This is a genomic window from Aeromonas allosaccharophila (assembly GCF_016026615.1).
Lineage (GTDB): Bacteria > Pseudomonadota > Gammaproteobacteria > Enterobacterales > Aeromonadaceae > Aeromonas > Aeromonas allosaccharophila.
Genome location: NZ_CP065745.1, coordinates 3715778 through 3739294 on the forward strand (window position 1 = coordinate 3715778; position 23517 = coordinate 3739294).

Here is a 23517-nt window from a genome sequence, read left to right on the forward strand (position 1 = left end):
AGAAGCTGGCCAGACTCACAGCTTGAACAGTTTGGCGTAGTAGAAGCCATCCATCTCGGCTTCACCCGGCAGGAACTGACGACCCGGGCAGTCCGGGGTGTCCTGTTCGTGCAATGGCACCAATTTGGCATCTTTGGTCGCCGCAAGGAAGGCGCGGATCTGCTCGCGGTTCTCTTCCGGCAGGACGGAGCAGGTGGCGTAGAGCAGGGTGCCGCCGCTTTTCAGCTTGCCCCAGAGGGCATTGAGAATGCGGCGCTGCAGTTCGGCCAGCTCGCGAATGTCCTGATCCCGGCGCAGCCACTTGATGTCGGGATGGCGGCGGATCACGCCGGTGGCGGAGCAGGGGGCATCCAGCAGGATGCGGTCGAACTGACCCTCCGGCCACCACTGTTCCGGTGCCGCAGCATCGCCGTGGATAACCTTGGCGGTCAGGCCGATGCGGTCCAGGTTCTCCTGCACCCGCTTGAGGCGGTTCTCGTCAGCATCGACGGCGACTACGCCAGCCAGCTTGGGTTGACGCTCCAGCAGGTGGGCAGTCTTGCCGCCGGGTGCCGCGCAGGCATCCAGCACCCACTCGCCTGGTTGCGGGTCGAGCAGTGCCGCAGCCTGTTGTGCTGCACCATCCTGTACCGAGCAGTCACCGACCTCGAAGCCGGGCAGCTTGGTCACGTCGCAAGGACGCTCCAGCAGGATGCAATCCTCGCCCTCTTCACCGGCCACGGCATTGATGCCGACGTCGGCCATGCGAGCCAGCATGGCATCACGGCTCTGGCGCTGGCTGTTGTTGCGGATCCACATGGGAGGGCGCTGGTTGTTCGCCTCCATGATGAATTCCCACTCATCGTGATAAGCCTGACGCAGGCGCTTGGTGAGCCACTCGGGATGACCGAGGCGAATGCTGGGAACGCGGTCGATGCGCAGCAGAATGACTTCGGCGCTGCGCTGGAAGTTGCGCAGCACGCCGTTGATGAGGCCACGCAGGGAGGTACCTTTGAGCAGTTTGACGGCATTGACGGTCTCGGCCACCGCGGCGTGAGCCGGAATGCGGGTGTAGATGAGCTGATAGAGACCGACCAGGATGAGGTAATGGAAAATACGGCTCTTGTTCTTGAGCGGCTTGTCCATCATCTCGTTGACTGCCGCATCGAGGCGGGGCAGCCAGCGCAGGGTGCCGTAGCAGAGTTCTTGCAGGAGAGCGCGATCGCGAGGCGCGACCTTCTCCTGGGCAGCAGGCAGAACAGCGGAGAGGGATTGACCCTGATCCAGCACCTGTTGAATAACGAGAGCGGCCTGTGCACGTGTTTTCATAGAGTTACCTTAGATGCGCAAGTCGGGGCCTGGGCCCCGCTTGTGTCAATTCAATCCAGTTCAATTCAATTGCGTGCCGGGTTCAAACCAGTCGCGGCGAGAGTTGAGCAGATCCGAAACGGACATGGCCTTCTTGCCGGGCGGTTGCAGGGTCAGCAGGCGCAGTACCCCTTTGCCGGTGGCGATGTCGATCCCCTGTTTGTCGGCCTTGAGCAGGGTGCCAGCGGGTTGGCCGTGGTCACTGTCCACCACCGCGGCTTGCCACACCTTGACGGTCTGGTCGGCGACTTCAAACCAGCTGATTGGCCAGGGGTTGAACGAGCGGATGCAGCGTTCGATGGCAACAGCCTCCATCGACCAGTCGATGCGGGCCTCTTCCTTGGAGAGCTTTTCGGCATAGTTTGCCTGCGCATCATCTTGTGCCTCGGCTGCGGTTTCACCGGTGGCCATGGCATTGATGGTGTCGACCAGCGCCTGCGGGCCCAGCTCGGCCAGCTTGTCATAGAGGCTGGCGGAGGTGTCATCGGCGGCGATGGGGCAGCTTACCTTGCGGATCATGGCGCCGGTATCCAGCCCTACATCCATCTGCATGATGGTGACGCCGGTTTCGTTATCGCCTGCCCAGATGGCGCGCTGGATCGGCGCTGCGCCGCGCCAGCGGGGCAGCAGGGAGCCGTGGACGTTGATACAACCCAGACGCGGGGTATCGAGCACCACCTTGGGCAGGATCAGGCCATAGGCCACGACGACCATCAGGTCGGCCCCCAGAGCAGCCAGCTCGGCTTGCGCCTCTTCCTTGCGCAGGGTTGCCGGTTGATAGACCGGCAGATTATGGCTCAGGGCCAGCTCTTTGACCGGGCTGGCAGTGAGCTTCTGACCACGACCGGCGGGTTTGTCCGGCTGGGTATAAACGGCAACGACCTCGTGGTCGGAAGACAACAACGCCGCCAGGTGACGGGCGGCGAAGTCGGGAGTACCGGCAAAAATCAGTTTCAGCTTATTCAATGGGGCAGATCCTCAGAGGACTTTGCGATCTTCACGGGCCATCTTTTCCAGCTTCTGGCGAATGCGTTGGCGCTTGAGCGGGGATAAGTAATCCACAAACAGCTTGCCGACCAGATGATCCATCTCATGCTGGATGCAGATGGCGAGCAGATCGTCGGCTTCCAGCTCGAACGGCTTGCCGTTGCGATCCAGCGCGCGGATTTTGACCTGTTCGGCGCGTGGCACCAGAGCACGACTGCCGGGCACGGAGAGGCAACCCTCTTCGATGCCGGTGCTGCCGCACTGCTCGATGATCTCCGGATTGATCAATACCAGAGGATCTTCACGGTTTTCAGAGACATCGATCACTATGATGCGTTGATGAACGTCGACCTGAGTCGCGGCCAGGCCAATGCCTTCCTCCGCATACATGGTTTCGAACATATCATCTACAATCTGTTGTAACTCGGGTGTAAAGGTCTCGACAGGGGCTGCGACAGTGCGCAGGCGTTCATCGGGAAAACGCAATACATCTAGAATGGCCATAGTTTTTTCTTTAGTTTCGTATAAATGCAGTCAATATTGGCGTAATTCTAGTCATTTACGCCGACAAAAAACAGCAACACTTTGCGTGCAGAAGTAACAGGGAGTGTTATGTATCTGAAGCAAACCATCCTCGCCTGCCTGCTGGTGACCGTGAGCCACTCCGCTCTGGCCGACCAGCTGAGGCTAAAAGCGGGCTATCCCGAAAGCTATGTGGTGCAAAAAGGCGACACCCTGTGGGATATCTCCGGCAAGTATCTATCCGAGCCCTGGCTGTGGCCCCGGCTCTGGAACATCAATCCGCAGATTGCCAATCCTCACTGGATCTACCCCGGTGATGTGCTGCACCTGAGCTGGGTCAATGGTGAACCCCGGCTCGGCAAGGCGATGCAGGGGGGCAAGCAGGTCATCCGCTTGGGGCCGAAAACCCGTTACGAGAACAAGGCCAACCCCATTCCGACCCTGCCCATCAGCGAGATCGGCCCCTTCTTGCAAACCGACCATATTCTGGCAGACAGCCAGCAGCAGAAAACCCTGCCTTATCTGCTGGGCTCGGACCAGAAACATATCGGCATGCTGGAGGGGGACACTCTCTATGTTCAGGGCTCCCTGACGCCGGGCCAGATGTATGGCATCTATCACCCGGGGGTGGTCTACAAGGATCGTGAAACCGGTGAACAACTGGGTCAGGAGGCCATCTTTGCCGGGGTGGTGCGCGCCGTGGCGCGTCTTGATGGCGACCGGACCGAAGTGACGCTGACTCATAACCAGCGTGAAGTGCTGCAGGGCGACAAGGTGATGCCGCTGCCCGCTCAGGAGAACATGCCCGCCGTCTTCACGCCGAAGGCGGCACCCGCCATCACGCCGGGTTATATCATCGACTTGCCGAACAAGACCCGAGGCGGTGGCAAGTTTGATGTGGTGCTGATCAATCGGGGTGGTCGTGATCAACTGGTCGCCGGGGATGTGCTGGATGTCAGGCGGCCCGGTGCTGCCTTGGTGACCAAAAATGGCGATGTGCAGTACAAGGAGCTCTCGTCGGTCTACAACAAGGTGTTTTACAGCAGCAATAACAAGGCACCACTGCCTTCCGAAGCGATTGCCCGCGTCATGTTGTTCAAGGTGTATGACAAGGTGAGTTACGGTCTCATCATGCAGAGTAACGACATGGTGAGTTCGGGTTATCAGGTCACTCACTTCTGACGTGAGCTACCCCGACGAGCGCCTGGCGCTCTGGTTAACCCTTGATGCGGTTACCGGTATCGGTCCGGTGACCGCAACCCGCCTGCTGGAGCGGGTCGGGGGAAGCATTGATGCCCTGTTCCAGTGCGATGAAGCGCAACTGCATGGCATGGGGCTATCGTCAGAGCAGATCAAGCAACTGCGTTGGCCCTCGCCGCTTGTCGAGCAGAGCCTAGCTTGGGCCGCTTTGCCTGGCAACGTCCTTATTCCGCAAGATCACCCGGTTTACCCCTCTTTGCTGCGGGAGATCCCCGCTGCCCCCTTGTTGCTCTACTGTCGCGGCGATCTCGCCGCCTTGTCATTGCCTCAGCTGGCGATGGTGGGGACGCGCCATCCCACCTACGCAGGCAAGGATAATGCGTCCCGTCTCTGTAGCGAGCTGGTTGGATGCGGATTAGCCATCACCTCGGGCCTTGCGCTTGGTATCGATGGAGTTTGCCATCAGCAGGCGCTGGCTTGTGGTGGTATCACCCTTGCTGTGTTGGGATCGGGGCTCGACAGTCTCTATCCCAAACGCCATCAAGGGCTAGCTGGCCAGATTCTGGAAAAGGGTGGTTTGCTTATCTCCGAGCTGGCGCCGGATAAAGGGCCGCTAGCTGAACATTTTCCTCGTCGCAACCGTATTATCAGTGGTCTGTCGCTGGGAACCCTGGTGGTGGAGGCGACCGAGCAGAGCGGTTCGCTGATCACCGCCCGCTATGCGCTGGAGCAGGGGCGCGACGTGTTTGCTGTTCCTGGCGCCCCGCAAAATGCCCAGGCGATAGGGTGCAACAGATTAATTCAGCAGGGAGCCAAACTTGTGCTGAGTGCGGCCGATATAGTGGAAGAGCTGCCAGAGTTGGTCACACGGCCACATCCGTCGGTTACATCATCTGAGCAACCGCATAATAGCGAATTGCCTTATGCCGATTTGTTGGATAACGTAGATTATGAGACCACGAGCGTGGATACCGTTGCCGAGCGGGCCCAGCTTCCTGTCGAAGTGGTATTGGGCAGGTTGGTAGAGCTGGAGCTGGCCGGTGCAGTGATAGCGGTAGCCGGTGGATACGTCAGAGCGAGGAGGGCGAATCATGTTTGATGTATTGATGTACCTTTTCGAGACCTACATCCACAGCGATGCAGATGTGATGGTCGAGCAGGATGAGCTCACCGACGAGCTGAGCCGGGCCGGTTTCGATAAAGCCGAAATCGACAAGGCGCTCGACTGGCTGGAGCGACTGGCCAATCTGCACGATAGCGAGCGGGAGGTCTATGTCACCGCCAGCGCGCAAGGCTCGATGCGTATCTATGCCCCGCAAGAGCTGGCACGCCTCAGCACCGAGTGCCGCGGCTTCCTGCTCTTTCTGGAACAGGCCCAGGTGCTGAATGCCGAAACCCGCGAGATCTGTATCGAGCGCCTGCTCGAGCTGGACAAGCCGGATATCGAGCTGGATGACCTGAAGTGGGTCGTCATGATGGTGCTGTTTAACGTACCGGGCAGTGAAAATGCCTACCAGCAGATGGAAGAGCTGGTGTTTGATGAGTCAGACGGCGTCATCCACTGACAGTCCGGTGCCGCGCTGGTAGAATTCAGGCCATCTGGATTTCAAGGCGCGGCCCATGTCAAAAATCGATCATCACCTCTTTTCAGCCCACGAACATGCCTTCGAGCGCGAGCCGTGCCCGCAGTGCGGGGCCGAGCTGGTGATCCGCCAGGGCAAACATGGTCCCTTTCTCGGCTGCTCTGCTTACCCTGCCTGTGATTACATTCGTTCCCTGACGCCATCCGGTCGCGACATCGAAAAGGTGCTCGAAGGCTCTGCCTGCCCCGACTGCGGAGAGCCGCTGGCGATCAAGAAGGGGCGTTACGGTCTGTTTGTTGGCTGTACCCAGTATCCGGCTTGTCAGCACATCGAATCCCTGCAGGAGAGCGACGATACCCAGATCCTCTGCCCCGAGTGTGGCAAGGGGCATCTGGTGAGCCGGACCTCCCGCTACGGCAAGCAGTTTTACTCTTGTGATGGCTATCCACACTGCAAATATGTGGTTAATGACAAACCGATCCCCATGCCTTGTCCAGCGTGTGGCTGGGGCATCATGGTAGAGAAAAAAGTGAGGGGAACTCTGCGTTGGATCTGTCCGCAAAAGAAATGCGGCCACCAAAGTGAGCAGGTATAATCCCGCCGCCGCAACCGCATTGAAACGTTTTCGGCGAACTTCAACCCCCCACTTGGAGTAAGGAAATTCCCACCATGATTAAACCCTTTGTTGCCGTATTGATGGGCTCTGATTCTGATTTCCCCGTGATGCAGACCACCCTTGAGGTGCTCAAGTCATTTGATATCGCAGTGGAAGTCAAAGTCACCTCCGCGCACCGCACGCCGGCTGCGACCCATCAGTATGTGACCGATGCCGAGGCCCGTGGCTGCAAGGTCTTTATCTGTGCTGCCGGTCTGGCGGCGCATCTGGCGGGTGCCGTAGCCGGCATCACGACTCGTCCTGTGATCGGGGTGCCCATTGATGGCGGCCCGCTCAAGGGGCTGGATGCACTGCTCTCCACCGTGCAGATGCCGGGTGGTGTACCGGTGGCGACCGTGGCGATCGGCAAGGCCGGTGCCAAGAACGCGGGTTATCTGGCAGCCCAGATGCTGGCAGTAGCCGATGATGAACTGGCGGCCAAGGTTCGGGCCGAACGCCAGAAGAATGCCGAAGAGGTGATGGCCAAGGATGCCGCCCTGCAGGCTCAACTCAAGTAAGTGAACGGGTGGCGATCCGGAAGTGTCGTATTTTCTGTCTACAGCAACACGTCACGTTGCCATGGTCGCCGCCATACGGATTCAACTTGCTACCAAGTGACGAGGCGGCAGCCAGGCTGCCGCATTTTTCCTATGCCAAATGAATTTGAACAGGCAGTTGCCGCCCTCCAGCAGGAAGGGGTGATTGCTTATGCGACTGAGGCGGTGTTTGGTCTGGGTTGTGATCCCGACTCCGAAGCTGCGGTGCAGCGACTGCTGGCCATCAAGCAGCGTCCGGTGGAGAAGGGGCTGATCCTGATTGCTGCCGACGTGGCGCAATTGCAGGATTACATCGATCTGAGTCAGCTTGGCGGTGAGCAGTTGGCTCTGGTTGAAGCCAGCTGGCCCGGCCCCTTTACCTGGATCATGCCTGCCCGAGCGACGACGCCGGCCTGGCTGACCGGGCAGTTCGATACCCTGGCGGTGCGCGTGACGGCCCATCCTCAGGTGCAGGCGTTGTGCCGTGCCTTTGGCAAGCCGCTGGTCTCTACCAGCGCCAACCTGACCGGTGAGGAGCCTGCCCGTCGGGTGGCCGATATTGGTGAGCGGCTGGCAAGCAAGTTAGCCTATATCCTGCCCGGTGAAGTGGGTGGTCAAGCCAACCCATCCGAGATCAAGGACGCCCGTACCGGCGCCATTATTCGCCCCTCCTGAGCGGGCGGATGCGTCATGATTTGCCATCAATCCGCTGAGCGGTGAGCTCACCGGATTGATTTAACTATAAAAATGGACAGGGCGTTCACGATCCTGCCTGACTGGAGACAAGATGAGCAAACCGGATGTGGCCCAGGTCAAGGCCTTCCTGTTGCAGTTGCAGGACGAGATCTGCCGTGGTCTGGAGCAGGCCGACGGCAGTGGACACTTTGTGGAAGATGCCTGGAGCCGTGAAGGCGGTGGCGGCGGTCGTACCCGCGTGCTGCGCCATGGCGCGGTGATCGAGCAGGGGGGCGTCAACTTCTCCCATGTCTATGGCGATGCCATGCCTGCCTCTGCTACAGCACATCGCCCCGAGTTGGCCGGTCGCAAGTTCGAGGCGATGGGAGTATCGCTGGTGATCCATCCGCACAACCCCTATGTGCCGACCAGCCACGCTAACGTCCGTTTCTTCATCGCCGAGAAGGAAGGCGAAGAGCCGATCTGGTGGTTTGGCGGTGGCTTCGATTTGACGCCCTTCTACCCATTTGCCGAGGATGTGCAGCACTGGCATCAGGTCTCCCGTGATCTCTGCCAGCCGTTTGGTGATGAGATCTACCCCGAGTTCAAATCCTGGTGCGATCGCTACTTCTTCCTCAAGCATCGCAATGAGACACGGGGTGTGGGCGGTCTCTTCTTCGACGATCTGAATCGCTGGCCTTTTGCCGACTGCTTCGCCTTTATGCAGGCGGTCGGTCAGGGTTATCTCGATGCCTACCTGCCGATCATCGAACGACGCAAGGCACTGCCCTATGGCGAGCGGGAGCGGGAGTTCCAGCTCTATCGTCGCGGTCGTTATGTGGAGTTCAATCTGGTGTATGACCGGGGCACCCTGTTCGGGCTGCAGACCGGTGGACGTACCGAGTCGATCCTGATGTCGATGCCACCGCTGGCACGTTGGGAGTATGACTGGCAGCCACAGGCGGGCACTCCTGAAGCCTTGCTCTACACCGATTACCTCACGCCGCGAGAGTGGCAGTGACCCGAGGGGCCATGATGGCCCCTTTTTGCTGGCCGATATTCGGCTTGTTCCCGAGAGCGAAAAACCGTTAAATCGGAATATTGCCCTCTGATGGAACTCTTTGATGGATCGTTATCTGGTTTTTGGCCACCCGGTGCGCCACAGCAAGTCCCCCTTCATTCACACCCTGTTTGCCAGACAAACCCAGCAAGAGCTGGAGTATGGTCTGGTTGAACCCGCCGTCGACGAGTTTGCCCAAACCCTGCGGGCCTTTTTTGCCCAAGGGGGCAAGGGGTGCAATGTCACCGTTCCCTTCAAGGAGCAGGCATTCACTCTGGTCGATCGGTTGAGCCCAAGGGCCAAGCGGGCGGGCGCGGTCAATACCATCAAGCTGACCGATGATGGCGTGTTGCTGGGGGATAACACTGATGGCGCCGGATTGGTTGCCGATCTCAAGTCCCACGGTGTGACGCTGGCGGATAGCCGGATCCTGCTGCTGGGTGCAGGCGGAGCGGCTCGTGGTGCATTGGCGCCGCTGCTGGCCGATCTGCCGAGCGAGCTGGTGATTGCCAACCGTACGCACACAAAAGCGCAGCAGTTAGCTGCCGAATTCTGCGATCTGGGGCCCGTGACTGCCCAGACCTATGAGCAGCTGGCTGCGCCGTTCGATCTCATCATCAACTCTACCTCCGCCAGCCTGCAAGGGGAGCTGCCGCCGTTGGCACCCGCCCTGATCCACGCCGATATTGCCATCTACGACATGATGTATGGCTCATCGGATACGGCGTTTATTAGTTGGGCCAAACAGCAGGGGGCCCGCCAAACCATGGATGGACTCGGCATGCTGGTGGAGCAGGCCGCCGAAGCCTTTACCGTGTGGCGCGGAATTCGTCCCGGGACTAAACAGGTATTGAGAGAATTGAAGCGTAACTTGGGGGTGATATGAACCAGGGTATTCTGTTTCCCGATCTGATGGAGTGGCAGGCTGGCGAACAGCGGGTTCGTTTTCCCGCCCAGCAGATGGGGGCGCTGATAGATTGCTACATCAGCCAGCGGCGACTGGAGAAAATGACCGGTCTGGCGCTGACGAGGGAGGATGACATCGTCAGAGCCTTCGAAAGCGTACGCTTTGATATTGAAGATATGGCTGAAAAACTCATTGAAGAACAAGAGTTTGCTGAAGATGGCGCTATCTACCTCTGATTTTTCAAAGTTTTTTTGTTTTGTAGCGGAACTACTTTGAAATGGCGCTGACTAACTAGATAGTTGAGGAAGTGCTAGCTAGTCACCTTTATAACTCCCCGGTATTCGTACTGGGGATTTTTTTATCTGCATGAAAATAAAAGATTTTTTCTTAATCTGTAAGTTGTGAAACTAAATTACATAAATTACTTTCACTTTCTGCTGCTTTGCTGTACAGTTGTCTGCGTAGGGTACAGAGGTAAGATGTTCTATCTTTCAGACCTTTTATTTCACGTAATTGAATGTGGCTGAATAGCTGCCCCGATGAGGTTCTCGTCGGGGTGTTTTTTTATGCGCGCCATTTAGAGTAAATGCTTTAAATTGGCGATGCATTTGATAGAATGAGGCTGCTTCTTGAGGAATACCTGTCGTCTGGTACTCAAGATTCAGCTTCTTCCCAATTTTTTGAACTTATTATTTCAGGCTGGATGGCATCACTGTCGTCCGGCCTCATTTTTATCCCTTCTGGTTAGGTTCTGTAATTAAATTTCATTTTGGTCTCTTTTTGTAATTCTTATTCGTTTTGAAAGAACAGATTTGAAAACGCTATCAACGCCTCCTTAAGTTAATTCCTGCCATGAATTAACGATCTATCTATATGAACTGTAAGCGGTAATGGATATAACAGGGGAGACGAATGCGGGGTATTAGTCGTGAGGCAGGTGAAAGCGGCAATCTGAAACCCTTTCAATCAGCGGAGGAGTGCTCCGCCAATTGCAAGGAAAGCGAGGAGTGGATTACTCCTCGACAGGTTGCTGTTCGTCAGCGTCCAGCAGGTCGGTATCGTCACCACTGACGTACCATTCGGTCAGGGTTTGCGCCAGCTTCTCCACACCGATATGGGTGAGGGAGGAGAAGGCTTCAACCTGGATCTGGGAACCAAGGTTGGCAACGGCTTGCCGCACCTTGATCACCTGGTTGTTGCGCGGACCCGGGCTCAGTTTGTCGGCCTTGGTCAGCAGCAGCATGACGGGCAACTGACGGTGTGAGCTCCACTCCAGCATGTTCATGTCGGTATCTTTGAGCGGGTGGCGGATGTCCATCAGGATCACCAGACCTTTCAATGACTCACGGCGCTGCAGATACTCTGCCAGTGACTTTTGCCACTTGAGCTTCATTTCCAGCGGAACTTGCGCATAACCATAACCCGGCAAGTCGACCAGACGCTTGCCCGGTTCCAGCTCAAACAGGTTGATCAGCTGGGTACGACCGGGTGTCTTACTGGTACGCGCCAGGTTCTTGTGTTTGGTTAAGGTGTTCAATGCAGATGACTTACCGGCGTTGGAACGGCCGGCAAACGCGATCTCGACACCCCCATCATTTGGCAGGTGACGGATGTCGGGTGCGCTGGTCACAAAATGCACCTTATTGAAATTCAGAGTTTGTGTATCCAACGTAAATTCCCCATGGAGATAGAGGGTTATAGAGTTACTTTTTTGTAAAATGGTGTAAAATAGCGTCGCTTAAACGCGTTTATTTTAACATGCCTTCAGCGGCATGGGATCTGGAAGCCTAATAACGAAAAGTTGGAACGCCATGAAGAACCTAGTCATTACTCTTGCTCTGATGGTTGGCGTAACGGGGATGGTACAAGCCAAGGGCGATGCCGCTGCGGGACAGACCAAGGCTGCCGTTTGTGCGGCTTGTCATGGACCGGACGGAAACAGCCTGGTTGATATGTACCCCAAAATTGCTGGTCAGCACGCATCATATATCAAAAAGCAGTTAGTTGAACTGAAGGCTGCCGCTTCTGGTCAAATTGGCCGGGTTGCGCCAGTGATGGGGCCGATGGCGTTACCTTTGTCGGAACAGGACATGGATGACCTGGCGGCTTATTTCTCCAGCCTGAAGGTTACCCCGATCGCGGTCCCTGACGATGTGGTCGACGCGGGCAAGGCACTCTATATGGGCGGTGACATGAGTCGCGGTCTGGCAGCCTGTACGGCTTGCCATGGTCCCCGTGGCTCGGGTGTCGAACAGGCGAAGTATCCAAGCCTGTCCGGCCAGCATCCTGCCTATATCAAGGCTCAGCTCACCGCATTCCGTGCCGGGACACGTGACAACGATCCGAATGGCATGATGCGGGACGTTGCCAAGAAACTGACTGATCAGGATATCGAAGCCCTCTCCAAATATGTGGCGGGTCTGCACTGATATAGTCGATACGGTCGATTCGAGTTGAAACGGGGAGCCTTTGCTCCCCGTTGTTTTTATGGTTTTCAGATAATTCTCGGTTTAATCCCCCCGTTCTGTAAGAGATCTCCCATTCTCAAGGCAGGCCAAGGCTCATAAAATTGCATAAAATATTAAATATTCATTACTTATCAATTGATTATGTGAATATTGATATTTTTCGAGATGTTGAGAATCTTTTGGGTGGATTGAGCCGTTTTATAGAGTTGATACAGTAGGCTCAATGGATTCACCCACGGATTGGGTGGCGGTTTCACAACAGGATGTTGTGAGCAGAGGATGGCTGGCGTGGCGGGATGCCATGGGCTCGCATGAGCTGGCAAGGGATTTGAAGGATCAGGATGGTGACCATCTCCGGAGCGGGATGGGGTTGCGGGATGCAGACTCCCCGGCACGATGGCAGGATGCGGTCGAGACGGGTCAAACAGGCACACGCACATTCAGGAACGACCAATACAAGGTCAGGATGACCACACAACGATATGCTGCGGCGACAAGTTGTCACGGAGAGGACGAAACAGACTGTTTTGCCATTCAGGATGGCGCCCGCATGAACATATCAAGGCAGCTTCGGCTGCCTTTTTTCTTTTGGGTCATTAACCCGATTAGCCATTCTGTGTCAAAATACCAGCAACATGCCCAGAGGATACCGATCCTGCGGTGTTCAGTGGCCTGATTAGGCCGGATTGGTGCCGGATCCTGCTCTTGTTCCAGCCTTACTGTTCCTCGCATCGTATCCCACCGGGTGAGATCATCCCGGGTACGGGTCAATCCAGTTATTTTTCGGAGTTAGCCATTCATGTCTGCCAAACAACCCACTCGCAAGCCTACTGGCAAGCGCAAAGAATCTGATGTCAGTGCTCAGGAAGGTCGTGAGCGTAAACGGGCTGCCAAGCGCAAGGGCCTGAAGGCTGGTTCTCGTCAGCAAGTTGAACAATCGAACAACAAGTCTGGCAACAGCCAGTCCAAAGATCCGCGTATCGGTTCCCGCAAGCCGGTGGTACTGGTGGTGGATGACAAACAGAAGAAGCCGGCAGCACCCAAGGCAGTGAAAGAGAAGAAGCTGGTGATGACCCCCGAGCAGGAGCTGGCTTCCATCGAAAACGATGACCGCTTGAATGATCTGCTGGATCGTCTTGATGCCGGTGAAACCCTGGAAGCGGCCGAGCAGGCCTGGGTTGATCAGCGCGTCGACCGTTATCAGGAGCTGATGGATGAGCTGGGCATCATCGATAACGACGATGATGAAGATGACGAGCTGCCGTTTGATGATGGCGATGACGCCGAGTTCGACGAGCAAAAGCCGGCCTCCGAAGAGGAGTTGTGGGATCGTTTCAACCAGGTCGATTTCAAGCCGGAACCCAAGCCTGAGCCGAAGAAAAAGTGATGAGTGGATGGATGCTGGCCGCCCTGTTGGGCGGCCTGATTTTGTCAGGGTTGGCCATCTATGCAGGCATGCTGCTGGCCAGACTGAGGCGACAGCAAACGATGCAGTGGCAGGCGATAACTGCTCGCAATGAGCGAATTCTGGAGAGCGTGCGGGTCATTGCCCACGCAGTGCAGGAGGGGCAGTGCGATTACTCCGAAGGCGCCATTCGGCTGACCAATCTGCTGGATGCGTTGCAGATCAAGGGTGGGCGGGCGTTCGCTGCCGAGTTCCCGGGTCTGTACGGGCTGTATGAGAAGGTGAAAGATATGCCGACTCATGAGGCCAGACGCGCACTTAAACGCAATGAAGTGATGAAGATGGATCTCGAACGCAGCGGCTACGAGGCCGAGCTGGAAGCTCAGATCCTCAAGGATGTGGCCCAACTGAAGGATTTTCAGTTAGGTCGGTGAGCCAACAATAACAACAAGAGAGGAAGCGAGCGTGCAAGCAGAACAGATTGTGTGGGATCAGGCCCTGATCGAAAAATATAACTACAGTGGCCCGCGATATACCTCTTATCCCACTGCGCTGGAGTTCAACGAGAGCTTCGGTTATCCGGATTTTGTCCGCGCTGCCGGCCAGTATCCCGAGCGCAATCTGTCGCTCTACGTGCATATCCCTTTCTGTCACAAGCTCTGTTATTACTGCGGCTGTAACAAGGTCATTACCCGCCATCAGCACAAGGCTGACGAGTACCTCGACTACCTGGAGCAGGAGATCAAGGCGCAGGCCCCGCTCTTCAAGCATCGTCTGGTCACCCAGCTGCACTGGGGCGGCGGTACACCCACCTATCTGGACGAAGCGCAAACGCGCCGCCTGATGGCCATGCTGCGTGAGCACTTCCATTTTGCCGAAGAGGGGGAGTTTAGCATCGAGGTCGATCCGCGCGAGATCGCCATTACCATGCTGGATGTGCTGCGAGACGTCGGCTTCAACCGCATCAGCCTGGGGGTGCAGGATTTCAACAAGGATGTGCAGGTTGCGGTCAACCGCGAGCAGGACAACGACTTTATTAAAGCCATGTTGGAACGGGCCCGTGAACTTGGCTTCCGCTCGACCAACCTCGACCTTATCTATGGCCTGCCGCATCAGGATCGTGCCAGCTTCCACCATACGCTGGAAGAGGTGCTCAAGACCGATCCGGCGCGCCTCTCCATCTTCAACTATGCCCATCTGCCGAGTCGCTTTGCCGCCCAGCGTAAGTTGAAAGAGGTGGATATGCCTGCTCCGCAAGAAAAACTGGCCATGCTGCAGGACACTATCGCCTTCCTCACTGGTCAGGGTTACCAGTTCATCGGCATGGACCATTTTGCCAAACCCGATGACGAACTGGCCGTAGCGCAGCGCGAGGGCAAGCTGCACCGCAACTTCCAGGGCTATACCACCCAGGGAGATTGCGATCTGCTGGGGCTGGGGGTCTCCTCCATCAGCATGATCGGTGATGCCTATTCCCAGAATCAGAAAGAGCTCAAGGCTTATTACGCACAGGTTGAAGAGCTGTGTCATGCCCAGTGGAAAGGCTGCTCGCTCAATCAGGATGATCTGATCCGTCGTGAGGTGATCAAGCGACTCATCTGTGATTTTCGCTTGAACTTTGCCGCTGTCGAGCAGGCGCACGGACTCATTTTCAGAGAGTATTTTGCCGACGATCTCAAGCTGCTGCAGACCTTCATCAACGATGGGCTGGTGCGAATGACGGAGGATGGCCTGGAGGTCTCCTCCACGGGGCAACTGCTGATCCGCAATATCTGCATGTGCTTCGATGTCTATCTGCGCAACAAGGCGCGTCAGCAGCAGTTCTCTCGCGTGATATAAGCTTGTTTGCCGATCAGAAAACAGAAAGGGGCGTCATCGTGGCGCCCCTTTCATATGTATTTTTGCTTAAGCTGCGGGTCTGGCAATAAGAAAGACCCGCGATAAGGCAAGTAATCGGGTGGTAAAACGCAGACAAAAAGATGGGGGCGACTTGCGTCGCCCCCGGTAGTCGTATCGCTCATATCCTTGAACGAAGTTGCTCCCTGCAATCCCTGACTGTTTACCTCTTCCTTTAGGTTTCCCCTTCCCAATCCTTTGGGGTGTCCTTTAGCCATCTTGGCCTGACGAGTCATCCTGTCCCGTCGCACTTTCTCCGTCCTGGGAGGTGTCCTTTACCACATCCTGTGGTGAGTCCATTTGCCCAACCCTGGCAGCCAGTCTTCCTGACCGACTTCATTGCGTCCGTGCATGAGTAACTATAAGGATTTTCTTACCGGCTACAACGTCAGATTGGAAAACGTTTTTGTCATTAGCTGTTCCGAAAGCGGTGTGTTTCGACTTATTCATTTATAAACATGATGTTAAGTGTGCCATCTTCATGTTTTAAGATCCTATCTTCCGATTATCTCGAGGATCTTTTCGGCTGTTGGCTTACATATGGAATGGCAGATCTCTTACACGGCTTTTTGGTTACTTTGGAAACAGATTCTGCAGTCTGATGATGGTCATTCGGGGTGGGTTGGCGAGGCACAAAAAGAGTGGCTGAATGGAGAAATTATGAGCGCTGGTTGAGTCGTTCATAGATGGTCTGGCGCTCTTCCGGGGTAAGCGAAGAGAAGTAGTGGGTAAAGAGGCGCAGCAACAGGGATTTGTTCATGCCATCTTGCTGGGTCAGATTGCCCAGCTCGTCGATGGCCGCCGTACTCATGGAGAAGGTGGCCTTTTTGTAACTGGGCCTCAGGTGCTCGCCACTCTCGATAAAGGCCAGCGCCGACAGGGCGTCATCACGATGCAGGCTCAGTTCAAGGCTGACCACCTTGGGTTTTCCCTTGGCGTAGAACTCTGCATCTTCGATAAATTCGTCGACGGTGAACTTCTTCTGGTGATGCAGCTGGTGCTTTTTCTTCAGATCGGCCAGACCCATCTCACACCCCCACTTGCAGGAACTCTTTGGCTATGGCCCGGATCTCTTCGGCGGATTTGCCATCCGGCTCGATCTCCATCACCGACAGCCCCTTCTCTTCGCTGTCGTCGTAGACGTTGCGACCATAGGTGATGGCGTTCAGTACATCGACACCGAATGAGGCGCAGACCTCTTTCGCCTCCAGAATGCGTTTTACCTGATTGGGCAGGGCGGGGCACTGGGTCAGCACTACAGCGGCATTGAGCGTCGGATTGACCATCTTGCAGGTGGTGATGAGATCTTCCATATGGGGCAGGGTCTTGAGGTCGCGGCGTTTCGGGCGCAAGGGGATCAGGGCGTGGGTGGCGACAGCCATGGTGGAGCGCAGTGCCCGGTTGTCCTGTCCGCCGCAATCGACGATGACGTAGTCGTAGCGGTTTTTCAGGCTGAGCAAGTCGTTGCGAATATTGCCATAGAGCTGAACGCAGTTGATTTGTGGCAGCTCCGGGTTGTCGTTGCGCTCCTGAATCCAGTCAGAGGTGGTGCGCTGCGGGTCGCAATCGACCAGTAACACCTCCCCCTGAAATTGGGATCTGAGGTAGACCGCCAGATTTTGTGCCAGGCAGCTCTTGCCACTCCCCCCCTTCTCTCCACCGACCAACAAGATCATGACGTTCCCCTATCCATGAGAAAACCGCTGATTTCAGTATAGGAGGGGCCAGCCTCATCACAAGGCGAGAGGAGTGATGCTCCTCTCGTTGTGTCGATTAGTAATGAATGCTGCCTCCATGCCAGCGGCAGACATAGTCAGGCACCAGCATCTGGGGGGCCTGGTCGACATGGCATACCACCATGGGCATGGCAGGGGCCCCTTCAGCTTGAATGAAGGTCGGGAGCGCAGAGAGCAGCAAAGTCGCGAGCAACAATATGGGTTTCATTTTCATAACAACTCCTTGGTAGTGCCATTCATGTGTGATCTGGATCACTTTCTGAGTTAAGTCGAGGTTGGCGCCAGCGCAAGGTGAGACGAATAAATTCAATTAATGAAAAAAGTATCAAAAGGCGTTGTGGTGACGAACGGGGATGGTTGCCAGCCTCGATGCGAACTTTGTGCATATTAAGTTGAACCGCATAAAGAGGTGATGGCTGATGAGGCCTTGCCTGATGGGGTTGGCATCAATGCCATGATCTGGGACAAGAAAAGATTTATGCAGCGAGTGTGGTCGATGTGAGTATTTATTTCCCCCGAGTTCCTCTTGTCACTCCGATGTATTCAATACACAGGAAGTAATATTCAAATTTTATTTGAAAAGTCATTTATTATTATGATTTTTAAGGGGTTTTGTTTTTTGAATTTAATCTCCCCAGTGAGCCTGCATGAATAAAAATTGAATCAATCTGAAATATAGCGGGGTGGTTGTGCATGGCTATTCAGTGTGCTTTGTGTGGGAAATGTGCAATTTGCTACCGGGGTCATAGATTGAACGGTGAATATATTCAGTTCTGAGTGAATGTGATCAATGTCTAAGTTTGCATTGGTTCGCAGGTCTAACCTCGGTCTCGAAAGGCAAGGGCAGGATAGAACATAAGCCGAGTACCCTACATAAAGAATATCCCGCCTTAGCCACGAGCATGAATAGAAGGAATCTATTCAATCACTCGCAGGGACCACTGCTAGACGGAATATAATCATGAGCAAATTTTATGTAGGTTCTGAAGTTGGCCAATTGCGCCGTGTCATGTTGCACCGCCCCAACCTCAGTCTGAAGCGTCTGACTCCTTCCAACTGCCAGGATCTGCTGTTCGATGACGTCCTGTCTGTTGAACGCGCCGGTCAGGAGCACGACAAATTCGCTCAGGTACTGCGCGATCAGAATGTCGAAGTTTTCCTGCTGACCAATCTGCTGGCCGAGACTCTGGATGTGCCGGAAGCCAAAACCTGGCTGCTGCAACATCAGGTCTCCGACTACCGCCTCGGTTCTTCTTTTGCCAACGACGTGCGCTGCTTCCTGGCAGACATGCCGCACCGCGAGCTGGCCCGCATTCTCTCCGGTGGCCTGACTTACTCCGAGATGCCTTATCACGGCGTCAACATGGTAGTGGGTATGCATGCACCGACCGACTTCATCATCGAGCCGCTGCCCAACCACCTCTTCACCCGTGACACCTCCTGCTGGGTTTACGGTGGCGTCTCCATCAACCCGATGGCCAAACAGGCTCGTCGCCGCGAAACCAACCATGTGAAGGCCATCTACCGCTGGCACCCGATGTTTGCCGGTCAGGACTTCATCAAGTACTTCGGTGACGAGGAGCGTGACTACGACAACTCCACCATCGAGGGTGGCGACGTACTGGTTATCGGCCGCGGCGCCGTGCTGATCGGCATGTCCGAGCGCACCACGCCGCAAGGGGTCGAGCACCTGGCTCGCAGCCTGTTCAAACACGGTCAGGCCAAACAGGTCATCGCCATGGAACTGCCGAAACACCGCAGCTGCATGCACCTGGATACCGTCATGACCCATATGGATGTCGATACCTTCTCCGTTTATCCGGAAGTGATCCGCAAGGACGTGCAGTGCTGGAGTCTGACTCCGGGCGGTGCCACCGGCATGAACATCAAGGAAGAGGGTTACTTCGTCACCGCTATCGAGAAAGCACTGGGCGTGGATCAGCTGAAGATCATCACCACTGGCGGTGACAGCTTCGAAGCCGAACGCGAGCAGTGGAACGACGCCAACAACGTGCTGACCGTACGTCCCGGCGTGGTGGTGGGTTACGAGCGTAATACCTACACCAACGAGAAATATGACAAGGCCGGTATCACAGTTCTCTCCATTCCGGGTGATGAACTGGGTCGTGGCCGCGGCGGCGCCCGCTGCATGAGCTGCCCGATGGAACGCGACAGCATCTGATGAGACGGCGTGGCGCCGGCAGAAGCTGGCGCCACACAGAACCAAACTCGAGATTAACCACTATGAAAAAACCAACTGTCGTCGTCGCTCTGGGTGGTAATGCACTGCTCCGTCGTGGTGAGCCCCTTGAAGCTGATATCCAGCGCAAGAACATCGCCACTGCCGCCAAGACCATCGCCCTGATCGCTCAGGAGTACAACGTGGTGCTGGTGCATGGCAACGGTCCGCAAGTCGGCCTGCTGGCCCTGCAAAACAGCGCCTACACCAAGGTATCCCCCTATCCGCTGGATGTGCTGGGTGCCGAGTCCCAGGGCATGATCGGTTACATGCTGATTCAGGAGCTCAAGAATCTGATGCCGAGCCGCAACGTCACCGCGCTGCTGACTCAGGTGCAGGTCGATCCCAAGGATCCGGCATTCGCCAACCCGACCAAATTTATCGGCCCCGTCTACGAAGAGGCTGAAGCCCGTACCCTGGCAGAAGAGAAGCACTGGGTGGTCAAGGCTGACGGCAAGTTCTTCCGCCGCGTAGTGCCGTCCCCGCTGCCCCAGCGCATCGTTGAAGGCGATGCCATCGAAACCCTGATTGCCCAGGGCCACCTCATCATCTGTACCGGTGGTGGCGGCATCCCTGTGACCTGGGATGGCCAGAGCCTGACCGGTATCGAAGCCGTCATCGACAAGGACATGTCTGCCGCCTATTTGGCCAAGCAGATCAAGGCCGACGCCCTGCTGATCCTGACCGATGCCGATGCCGTCTATCTGGATTGGGGCAAACCGACCCAGCGTCCGCTGCGGGTCACCAGCCCTGACGAGCTGGCCGGGGTCAAGTTCGATGCAGGTTCCATGGGGCCGAAAGTCGAAGCCTCCTGTGAATTTGTCAAAGCGACCGGCGGCATGGTCGGCATCGGCTCGCTGGAAGATGGCCTCGCCATCCTCAAGGGGGAAGCCGGCACCAATATCGTTGCCACCCGCACCGTACATGCGTAATTACCGATATCTGTACTGAGAATGCGTAGTCAACACTACTGCCCGAACTGGTCTGAAACATATATAGAGAGAACTCATCATGGCTTTTAATCTGCGTAACCGTAACTTCCTGAAACTGCTGGACTTCACCCCGCGCGAAATCCAATACATGATCGACTTGGCCATCGACCTGAAGAAAGCCAAATACGGTGGCTACGAGCGCAAGCATCTGGTCGGCAAGAACATCGCCCTGATTTTCGAGAAGACCTCCACCCGTACCCGTTGTGCGTTTGAAGTGGCGGCCTTCGACCAGGGCGCTCAGGTCTCCTACCTTGGCCCAAGCGGTTCCCAAATCGGTCACAAGGAGTCCATGAAGGACACCGCTCGTGTACTGGGTCGCATGTATGACGGTATCGAATACCGCGGCTACGGTCAGGAGATCGTGGAAGAGCTGGGTGCCTACGCCGGTGTACCGGTCTGGAACGGTCTGACCAACGAATTCCACCCGACCCAGATCCTGGCCGACTTCATGACCATGCTGGAGCACGGCAAGGGCAAGCGTCTGGATCAAATCAAGTTCGCCTACCTGGGTGATGCCCGCAACAACATGGGTAACTCCCTGATGGTCGGCGCTGCCAAAATGGGCATGGACATCCGTCTGGTCGCGCCGAAAGCCTTCTGGCCGGAAGAGGAGCTGGTTGCCAAGTGCCGCCAGATCGCCGAAGAGACCGGCGCACGCATCACCCTGACCGAAGATGTGAAAGAGGGTGTGCTGGGTGCTGACTTCCTCTACACCGACGTCTGGGTATCCATGGGTGAAGCGAAAGAAGCCTGGGATCAGCGCGTCAAACTGATGACCCCGTATCAGGTCAACATGGATGTCATCAATGCTACCAAGAACCCGGATGTGAAGTTCATGCACTGCCTGCCCGCGTTCCACAACGACGAGACCACCATGGGCAAGGAAGTGGCTGACAAATATGGCATGAAAGGCCTGGAAGTGACCGAGGACGTGTTCGAATCCGAGCACAGCATCGTGTTCGACGAGGCCGAAAACCGGATGCACACCATCAAGGCAGTGATGGTTGCTACGCTGGGCGACTAAGGTCGCAGTAGTGGTGCCGGGGGGCGACCCCCGGCTTTTCGACCATGTGACAGCGGCATAATACCTCTAACCCTACAACCCGCAGCCTGCATGGATACCACACCCACAGAAGGAAGCTGGACCATGACCAAATTCAAGTTCCCGTCAGCCTACACGATACTGTTTGTGCTGATCGCCCTGGTGGCCGCCCTGAGCTGGATAGTGCCGGCCGGCAAATATGAGATGACCATGAACGAAGCCCTCGGCAAAGAAGTGCCGGTGGCGGGTACCTACAAACTGGTGGAGGGAAATCCCCAGGGGATCGTCGACGTGCTGCTGGCACCTATCGATGGCCTCTACAACCACGACACCTATGAGGCAGGCGCCATCGACGTCTCCCTCTTTATCCTGATCATCGGTGGTTTTCTTGGCATTGTGACCAAGACAGGTGCCATCGATGCCGGTATTGAACGTGTGACCGACCGCCTGCGCGGCCGGGAGGAGTGGATGATCCCGATCCTGATGGCGCTGTTCGCCGCAGGGGGCACCATCTACGGGATGGCCGAAGAGTCGCTGCCGTTCTACACCCTGCTGGTGCCGGTGATGATGGCCGCCCGCTTCGACCCAGTGGTCGCCGCGGCAACCGTATTGCTGGGTGCCGGTATCGGTACTCTCGGCTCCACCATCAACCCGTTTGCCACCGTTATCGCCGCCAACGCCGCCGGTATCTCCTTCACCGATGGTATCTGGCTGCGCGTTGCCATGCTGGTCGCCGGTTGGCTGCTCTGCGTTGCCTACGTCATGCGTTACGCCAAGATGGTGCGCAGCGATCCGAGCAAATCGCTGGTGGCTGACAAGTGGGAAGAGAACCGTGCCCACTTCCTTGGCAACAAGAGTGACCAGATGCTGGAGTTCACCCTGACCCGTAAAATCGTGCTGGGTATCTTCGTCGCCGCCTTTGCCGTGATGATCTACGGTGTGGCCGTGCTGGGCTGGTGGATGGCGCAGATCTCCGGCGTGTTCCTGGCTGCCGCCATCATCGTCGGTATCATCTCCCGCATGAGCGAAGAGGAGCTGACCTCCAACTTTATCGACGGTGCCCGCGACCTGCTTGGTGTGGCGCTGATCATCGGTATCGCCCGCGGTATCGTGGTAGTGATGGATAACGGCATGATCACTCACACCATTTTGCACAGTGCAGAAGGGATCGTGACCGGCCTCTCCACCATCGTCTTTATCAACGTGATGTTCGTGCTGGAAGTGGTGCTCTCCTTCCTGGTGCCGTCCTCCTCTGGTCTGGCCGTACTGACCATGCCGATCATGGCGCCGCTGGCCGACTTCGCCAACGTGGGCCGCGATCTGGTGGTGACTGCTTACCAGTCTGCCTCCGGTCTGGTGAACCTGGTGACCCCGACCTCCGCCGTGGTCATGGGTGGTCTGGCCATCGCCAAGGTGCCTTATGTTCGCTGGCTGAAGTGGGTGGCTCCGCTGCTCGGTATTCTGACCGTGCTGATCGTGGTCTGCCTGAGTCTGGGCGCCGTGATCTCCTGAGGGATGACAAGCAAGATGAAACGGGAGCCTGCGGGCTCCCGTTTTTTATGGGCGCAGCTGACGGCCAAAAAATGAGAGGCAACAAAAAGGCGACCCGCAGGTCGCCTCGATGCATTTGATGGAAGGGGTTAGCGGGCTTGCGCCAGCGTGCGCACCACGGCGGCGTGGGCCTGACGGGTGCGGCTGATGTGGCGCGGCGCGACCAGCACCACGTCATTGCCGGCGACGGCGCCCATGATCTCGGGATTGGCGTTGCGATCCAGCAGGCGGGCTACCACGGTGGCGGCGCCCGGGGTTGTGTGGATCAGCACCATCTGCTGGTTGTGCACCACTTCGCGCACCATGTCGTGGATCGAGCGGGTGCTGCCGGCGGGCTCCAGCTGATCGTCTACCAGGGTGTAGACCTTCTTGCCGTTGGCATTCTGCGCCTTGGCAACGCCGAGGCGGCGCAGCAGGCGGGAGATGGTGGACTGGCTGATGTCGGCGAAACCGCGCTCTGACAGCTCACGACGGATCTCTTCCTGGGTGCTGTAGCAGTGCTGACCGATGATCTGGCGACAGGCATCCAGCTGGGCCAGATCGGGCTCTTGGGCAACGGGACGACTGAGGGTTTTGACCACGGCGAATTCCTTTGACGATGACCGGAGGTAAACGCGCGATATCTGCCATAGCTGTCGGTTATCAGCCAAAAACACTGATAATCCATCTATATGCAGGGAATGAACGGGCATTACCATCTTGGGATGGCAAATTAT

25 protein-coding genes are annotated in these 23517 nt (G+C 56.5%); 17 read left to right on the forward strand and 8 right to left on the reverse strand.

Annotated features, from left to right (window positions below):
• Positions 1 to 15: 15 nt before the first annotated feature.
• From rsmB to def, 3 genes are read right to left on the reverse strand one after another with little or no spacing between them, the layout of a single operon-like run.
• Positions 16 to 1308 carry a 16S rRNA (cytosine(967)-C(5))-methyltransferase RsmB gene (gene rsmB, locus I6G90_RS16970; protein ID WP_111807273.1) on the reverse strand — a complete coding sequence of 431 codons (1293 nt, stop codon included), beginning with the start codon at positions 1306 to 1308 and terminating at the stop codon, positions 16 to 18.
• Between the two features lie 60 nt (positions 1309 to 1368).
• The gene (fmt, locus tag I6G90_RS16975) at positions 1369 to 2313 is read right to left on the reverse strand and encodes a methionyl-tRNA formyltransferase (protein WP_197928438.1); all 945 of its coding nucleotides are present in this window, start codon (positions 2311 to 2313) and stop codon (positions 1369 to 1371) included.
• Between the two features lie 12 nt (positions 2314 to 2325).
• Positions 2326 to 2838: a peptide deformylase gene (def, locus tag I6G90_RS16980; RefSeq protein ID WP_042062412.1), complete on the reverse strand. Its 513-nt coding sequence runs from the start codon at positions 2836 to 2838 to the stop codon at positions 2326 to 2328.
• 108 nt (positions 2839 to 2946) lie between these two features.
• Here def and I6G90_RS16985 point away from each other — a divergent pair, with 108 nt between their 5' ends.
• The 9 genes from I6G90_RS16985 to I6G90_RS17025 all read left to right on the forward strand — a co-directional run bounded on the left by I6G90_RS16985 (position 2947) and on the right by I6G90_RS17025 (position 9708).
• Complete coding sequence (locus I6G90_RS16985; protein ID WP_197928440.1) at positions 2947 to 4038, forward strand: LysM peptidoglycan-binding domain-containing protein; 1092 nt, start codon at positions 2947 to 2949, stop codon at positions 4036 to 4038.
• 1 nt (position 4039) lies between these two features.
• Positions 4040 to 5155: a DNA-processing protein DprA gene (dprA, locus tag I6G90_RS16990; protein WP_197928442.1), complete on the forward strand. Its 1116-nt coding sequence runs from the start codon at positions 4040 to 4042 to the stop codon at positions 5153 to 5155.
• A complete protein-coding gene (locus tag I6G90_RS16995) occupies positions 5148 to 5621 on the forward strand; it encodes a DUF494 family protein (protein WP_042062407.1) in 474 nt (157 codons plus the stop codon). The genes dprA and I6G90_RS16995 overlap by 8 nt, the downstream gene beginning before the upstream one ends.
• A gap of 55 nt (positions 5622 to 5676) precedes the next feature.
• Positions 5677 to 6234 carry a DNA topoisomerase family protein gene (locus I6G90_RS17000; RefSeq protein ID WP_197928444.1) on the forward strand — a complete coding sequence of 186 codons (558 nt, stop codon included), beginning with the start codon at positions 5677 to 5679 and terminating at the stop codon, positions 6232 to 6234.
• Between the two features lie 74 nt (positions 6235 to 6308).
• A complete protein-coding gene (gene purE, locus I6G90_RS17005; protein ID WP_042062405.1) occupies positions 6309 to 6812 on the forward strand; it encodes a 5-(carboxyamino)imidazole ribonucleotide mutase in 504 nt (167 codons plus the stop codon).
• Between the two features lie 132 nt (positions 6813 to 6944).
• Entirely contained in the window at positions 6945 to 7505 is a 561-nt protein-coding gene (locus I6G90_RS17010) for an L-threonylcarbamoyladenylate synthase (protein ID WP_197928445.1), read from the forward strand.
• Between the two features lie 112 nt (positions 7506 to 7617).
• Positions 7618 to 8526 carry an oxygen-dependent coproporphyrinogen oxidase gene (hemF, locus tag I6G90_RS17015; RefSeq protein ID WP_197928446.1) on the forward strand — a complete coding sequence of 303 codons (909 nt, stop codon included), beginning with the start codon at positions 7618 to 7620 and terminating at the stop codon, positions 8524 to 8526.
• 103 nt (positions 8527 to 8629) lie between these two features.
• Complete coding sequence (aroE, locus tag I6G90_RS17020) at positions 8630 to 9451, forward strand: shikimate dehydrogenase (RefSeq protein ID WP_197928447.1); 822 nt, start codon at positions 8630 to 8632, stop codon at positions 9449 to 9451.
• Positions 9448 to 9708, forward strand: coding sequence for a DUF1488 family protein (locus I6G90_RS17025; protein WP_197928448.1), 261 nt, complete (start codon positions 9448 to 9450; stop codon positions 9706 to 9708). The genes aroE and I6G90_RS17025 overlap by 4 nt, the downstream gene beginning before the upstream one ends.
• Before the next feature lie 776 nt (positions 9709 to 10484).
• Here I6G90_RS17025 and yihA read toward each other — a convergent pair.
• Complete coding sequence (gene yihA, locus I6G90_RS17030; protein ID WP_005341943.1) at positions 10485 to 11141, reverse strand: ribosome biogenesis GTP-binding protein YihA/YsxC; 657 nt, start codon at positions 11139 to 11141, stop codon at positions 10485 to 10487.
• A gap of 142 nt (positions 11142 to 11283) precedes the next feature.
• Here yihA and I6G90_RS17035 point away from each other — a divergent pair, with 142 nt between their 5' ends.
• The 4 genes from I6G90_RS17035 to hemN all read left to right on the forward strand — a co-directional run bounded on the left by I6G90_RS17035 (position 11284) and on the right by hemN (position 15184).
• Entirely contained in the window at positions 11284 to 11901 is a 618-nt protein-coding gene (locus tag I6G90_RS17035; RefSeq protein ID WP_197928449.1) for a c-type cytochrome, read from the forward strand.
• Between the two features lie 838 nt (positions 11902 to 12739).
• Complete coding sequence (gene yihI / locus I6G90_RS17040; RefSeq protein WP_042063757.1) at positions 12740 to 13327, forward strand: Der GTPase-activating protein YihI; 588 nt, start codon at positions 12740 to 12742, stop codon at positions 13325 to 13327.
• 11 nt (positions 13328 to 13338) lie between these two features.
• Positions 13339 to 13779 carry a DUF2489 domain-containing protein gene (locus tag I6G90_RS17045; RefSeq protein WP_075111916.1) on the forward strand — a complete coding sequence of 147 codons (441 nt, stop codon included), beginning with the start codon at positions 13339 to 13341 and terminating at the stop codon, positions 13777 to 13779.
• A 31-nt stretch (positions 13780 to 13810) separates the two neighbouring features.
• Complete coding sequence (hemN, locus tag I6G90_RS17050) at positions 13811 to 15184, forward strand: oxygen-independent coproporphyrinogen III oxidase (protein WP_197928450.1); 1374 nt, start codon at positions 13811 to 13813, stop codon at positions 15182 to 15184.
• Between the two features lie 715 nt (positions 15185 to 15899).
• On the opposite strand, the gene I6G90_RS17055 is transcribed toward hemN, so the two are convergent.
• From I6G90_RS17055 to I6G90_RS17065, 3 genes are all read right to left on the reverse strand, one after another.
• Entirely contained in the window at positions 15900 to 16268 is a 369-nt protein-coding gene (locus tag I6G90_RS17055; protein WP_197928451.1) for a CopG family transcriptional regulator, read from the reverse strand.
• A 1-nt stretch (position 16269) separates the two neighbouring features.
• On the reverse strand, positions 16270 to 16917 hold the full coding sequence (locus tag I6G90_RS17060) for an AAA family ATPase (RefSeq protein ID WP_042063761.1): 648 nt from the start codon (positions 16915 to 16917) through the stop codon (positions 16270 to 16272).
• A 97-nt stretch (positions 16918 to 17014) separates the two neighbouring features.
• A complete protein-coding gene (locus I6G90_RS17065) occupies positions 17015 to 17191 on the reverse strand; it encodes a hypothetical protein (RefSeq protein WP_197928452.1) in 177 nt (58 codons plus the stop codon).
• A 747-nt stretch (positions 17192 to 17938) separates the two neighbouring features.
• Between I6G90_RS17065 and arcA the strand changes: the two genes are divergently transcribed.
• The 4 genes from arcA to I6G90_RS17085 all read left to right on the forward strand — a co-directional run bounded on the left by arcA (position 17939) and on the right by I6G90_RS17085 (position 22762).
• Positions 17939 to 19159, forward strand: coding sequence for an arginine deiminase (arcA, locus tag I6G90_RS17070; protein WP_042063762.1), 1221 nt, complete (start codon positions 17939 to 17941; stop codon positions 19157 to 19159).
• A 62-nt stretch (positions 19160 to 19221) separates the two neighbouring features.
• Entirely contained in the window at positions 19222 to 20148 is a 927-nt protein-coding gene (arcC, locus tag I6G90_RS17075) for a carbamate kinase (RefSeq protein WP_005339719.1), read from the forward strand.
• A 79-nt stretch (positions 20149 to 20227) separates the two neighbouring features.
• Positions 20228 to 21232 (forward strand): ornithine carbamoyltransferase, encoded by a 1005-nt coding sequence (gene argF / locus I6G90_RS17080; RefSeq protein WP_021231476.1) that lies wholly within the window; start codon positions 20228 to 20230, stop codon positions 21230 to 21232.
• A 123-nt stretch (positions 21233 to 21355) separates the two neighbouring features.
• Entirely contained in the window at positions 21356 to 22762 is a 1407-nt protein-coding gene (locus tag I6G90_RS17085; RefSeq protein ID WP_182933135.1) for a YfcC family protein, read from the forward strand.
• Between the two features lie 128 nt (positions 22763 to 22890).
• Here I6G90_RS17085 and I6G90_RS17090 read toward each other — a convergent pair whose 3' ends face one another.
• Positions 22891 to 23382 carry an arginine repressor gene (locus I6G90_RS17090; protein WP_042063766.1) on the reverse strand — a complete coding sequence of 164 codons (492 nt, stop codon included), beginning with the start codon at positions 23380 to 23382 and terminating at the stop codon, positions 22891 to 22893.
• Positions 23383 to 23517: the final 135 nt, after the last annotated feature.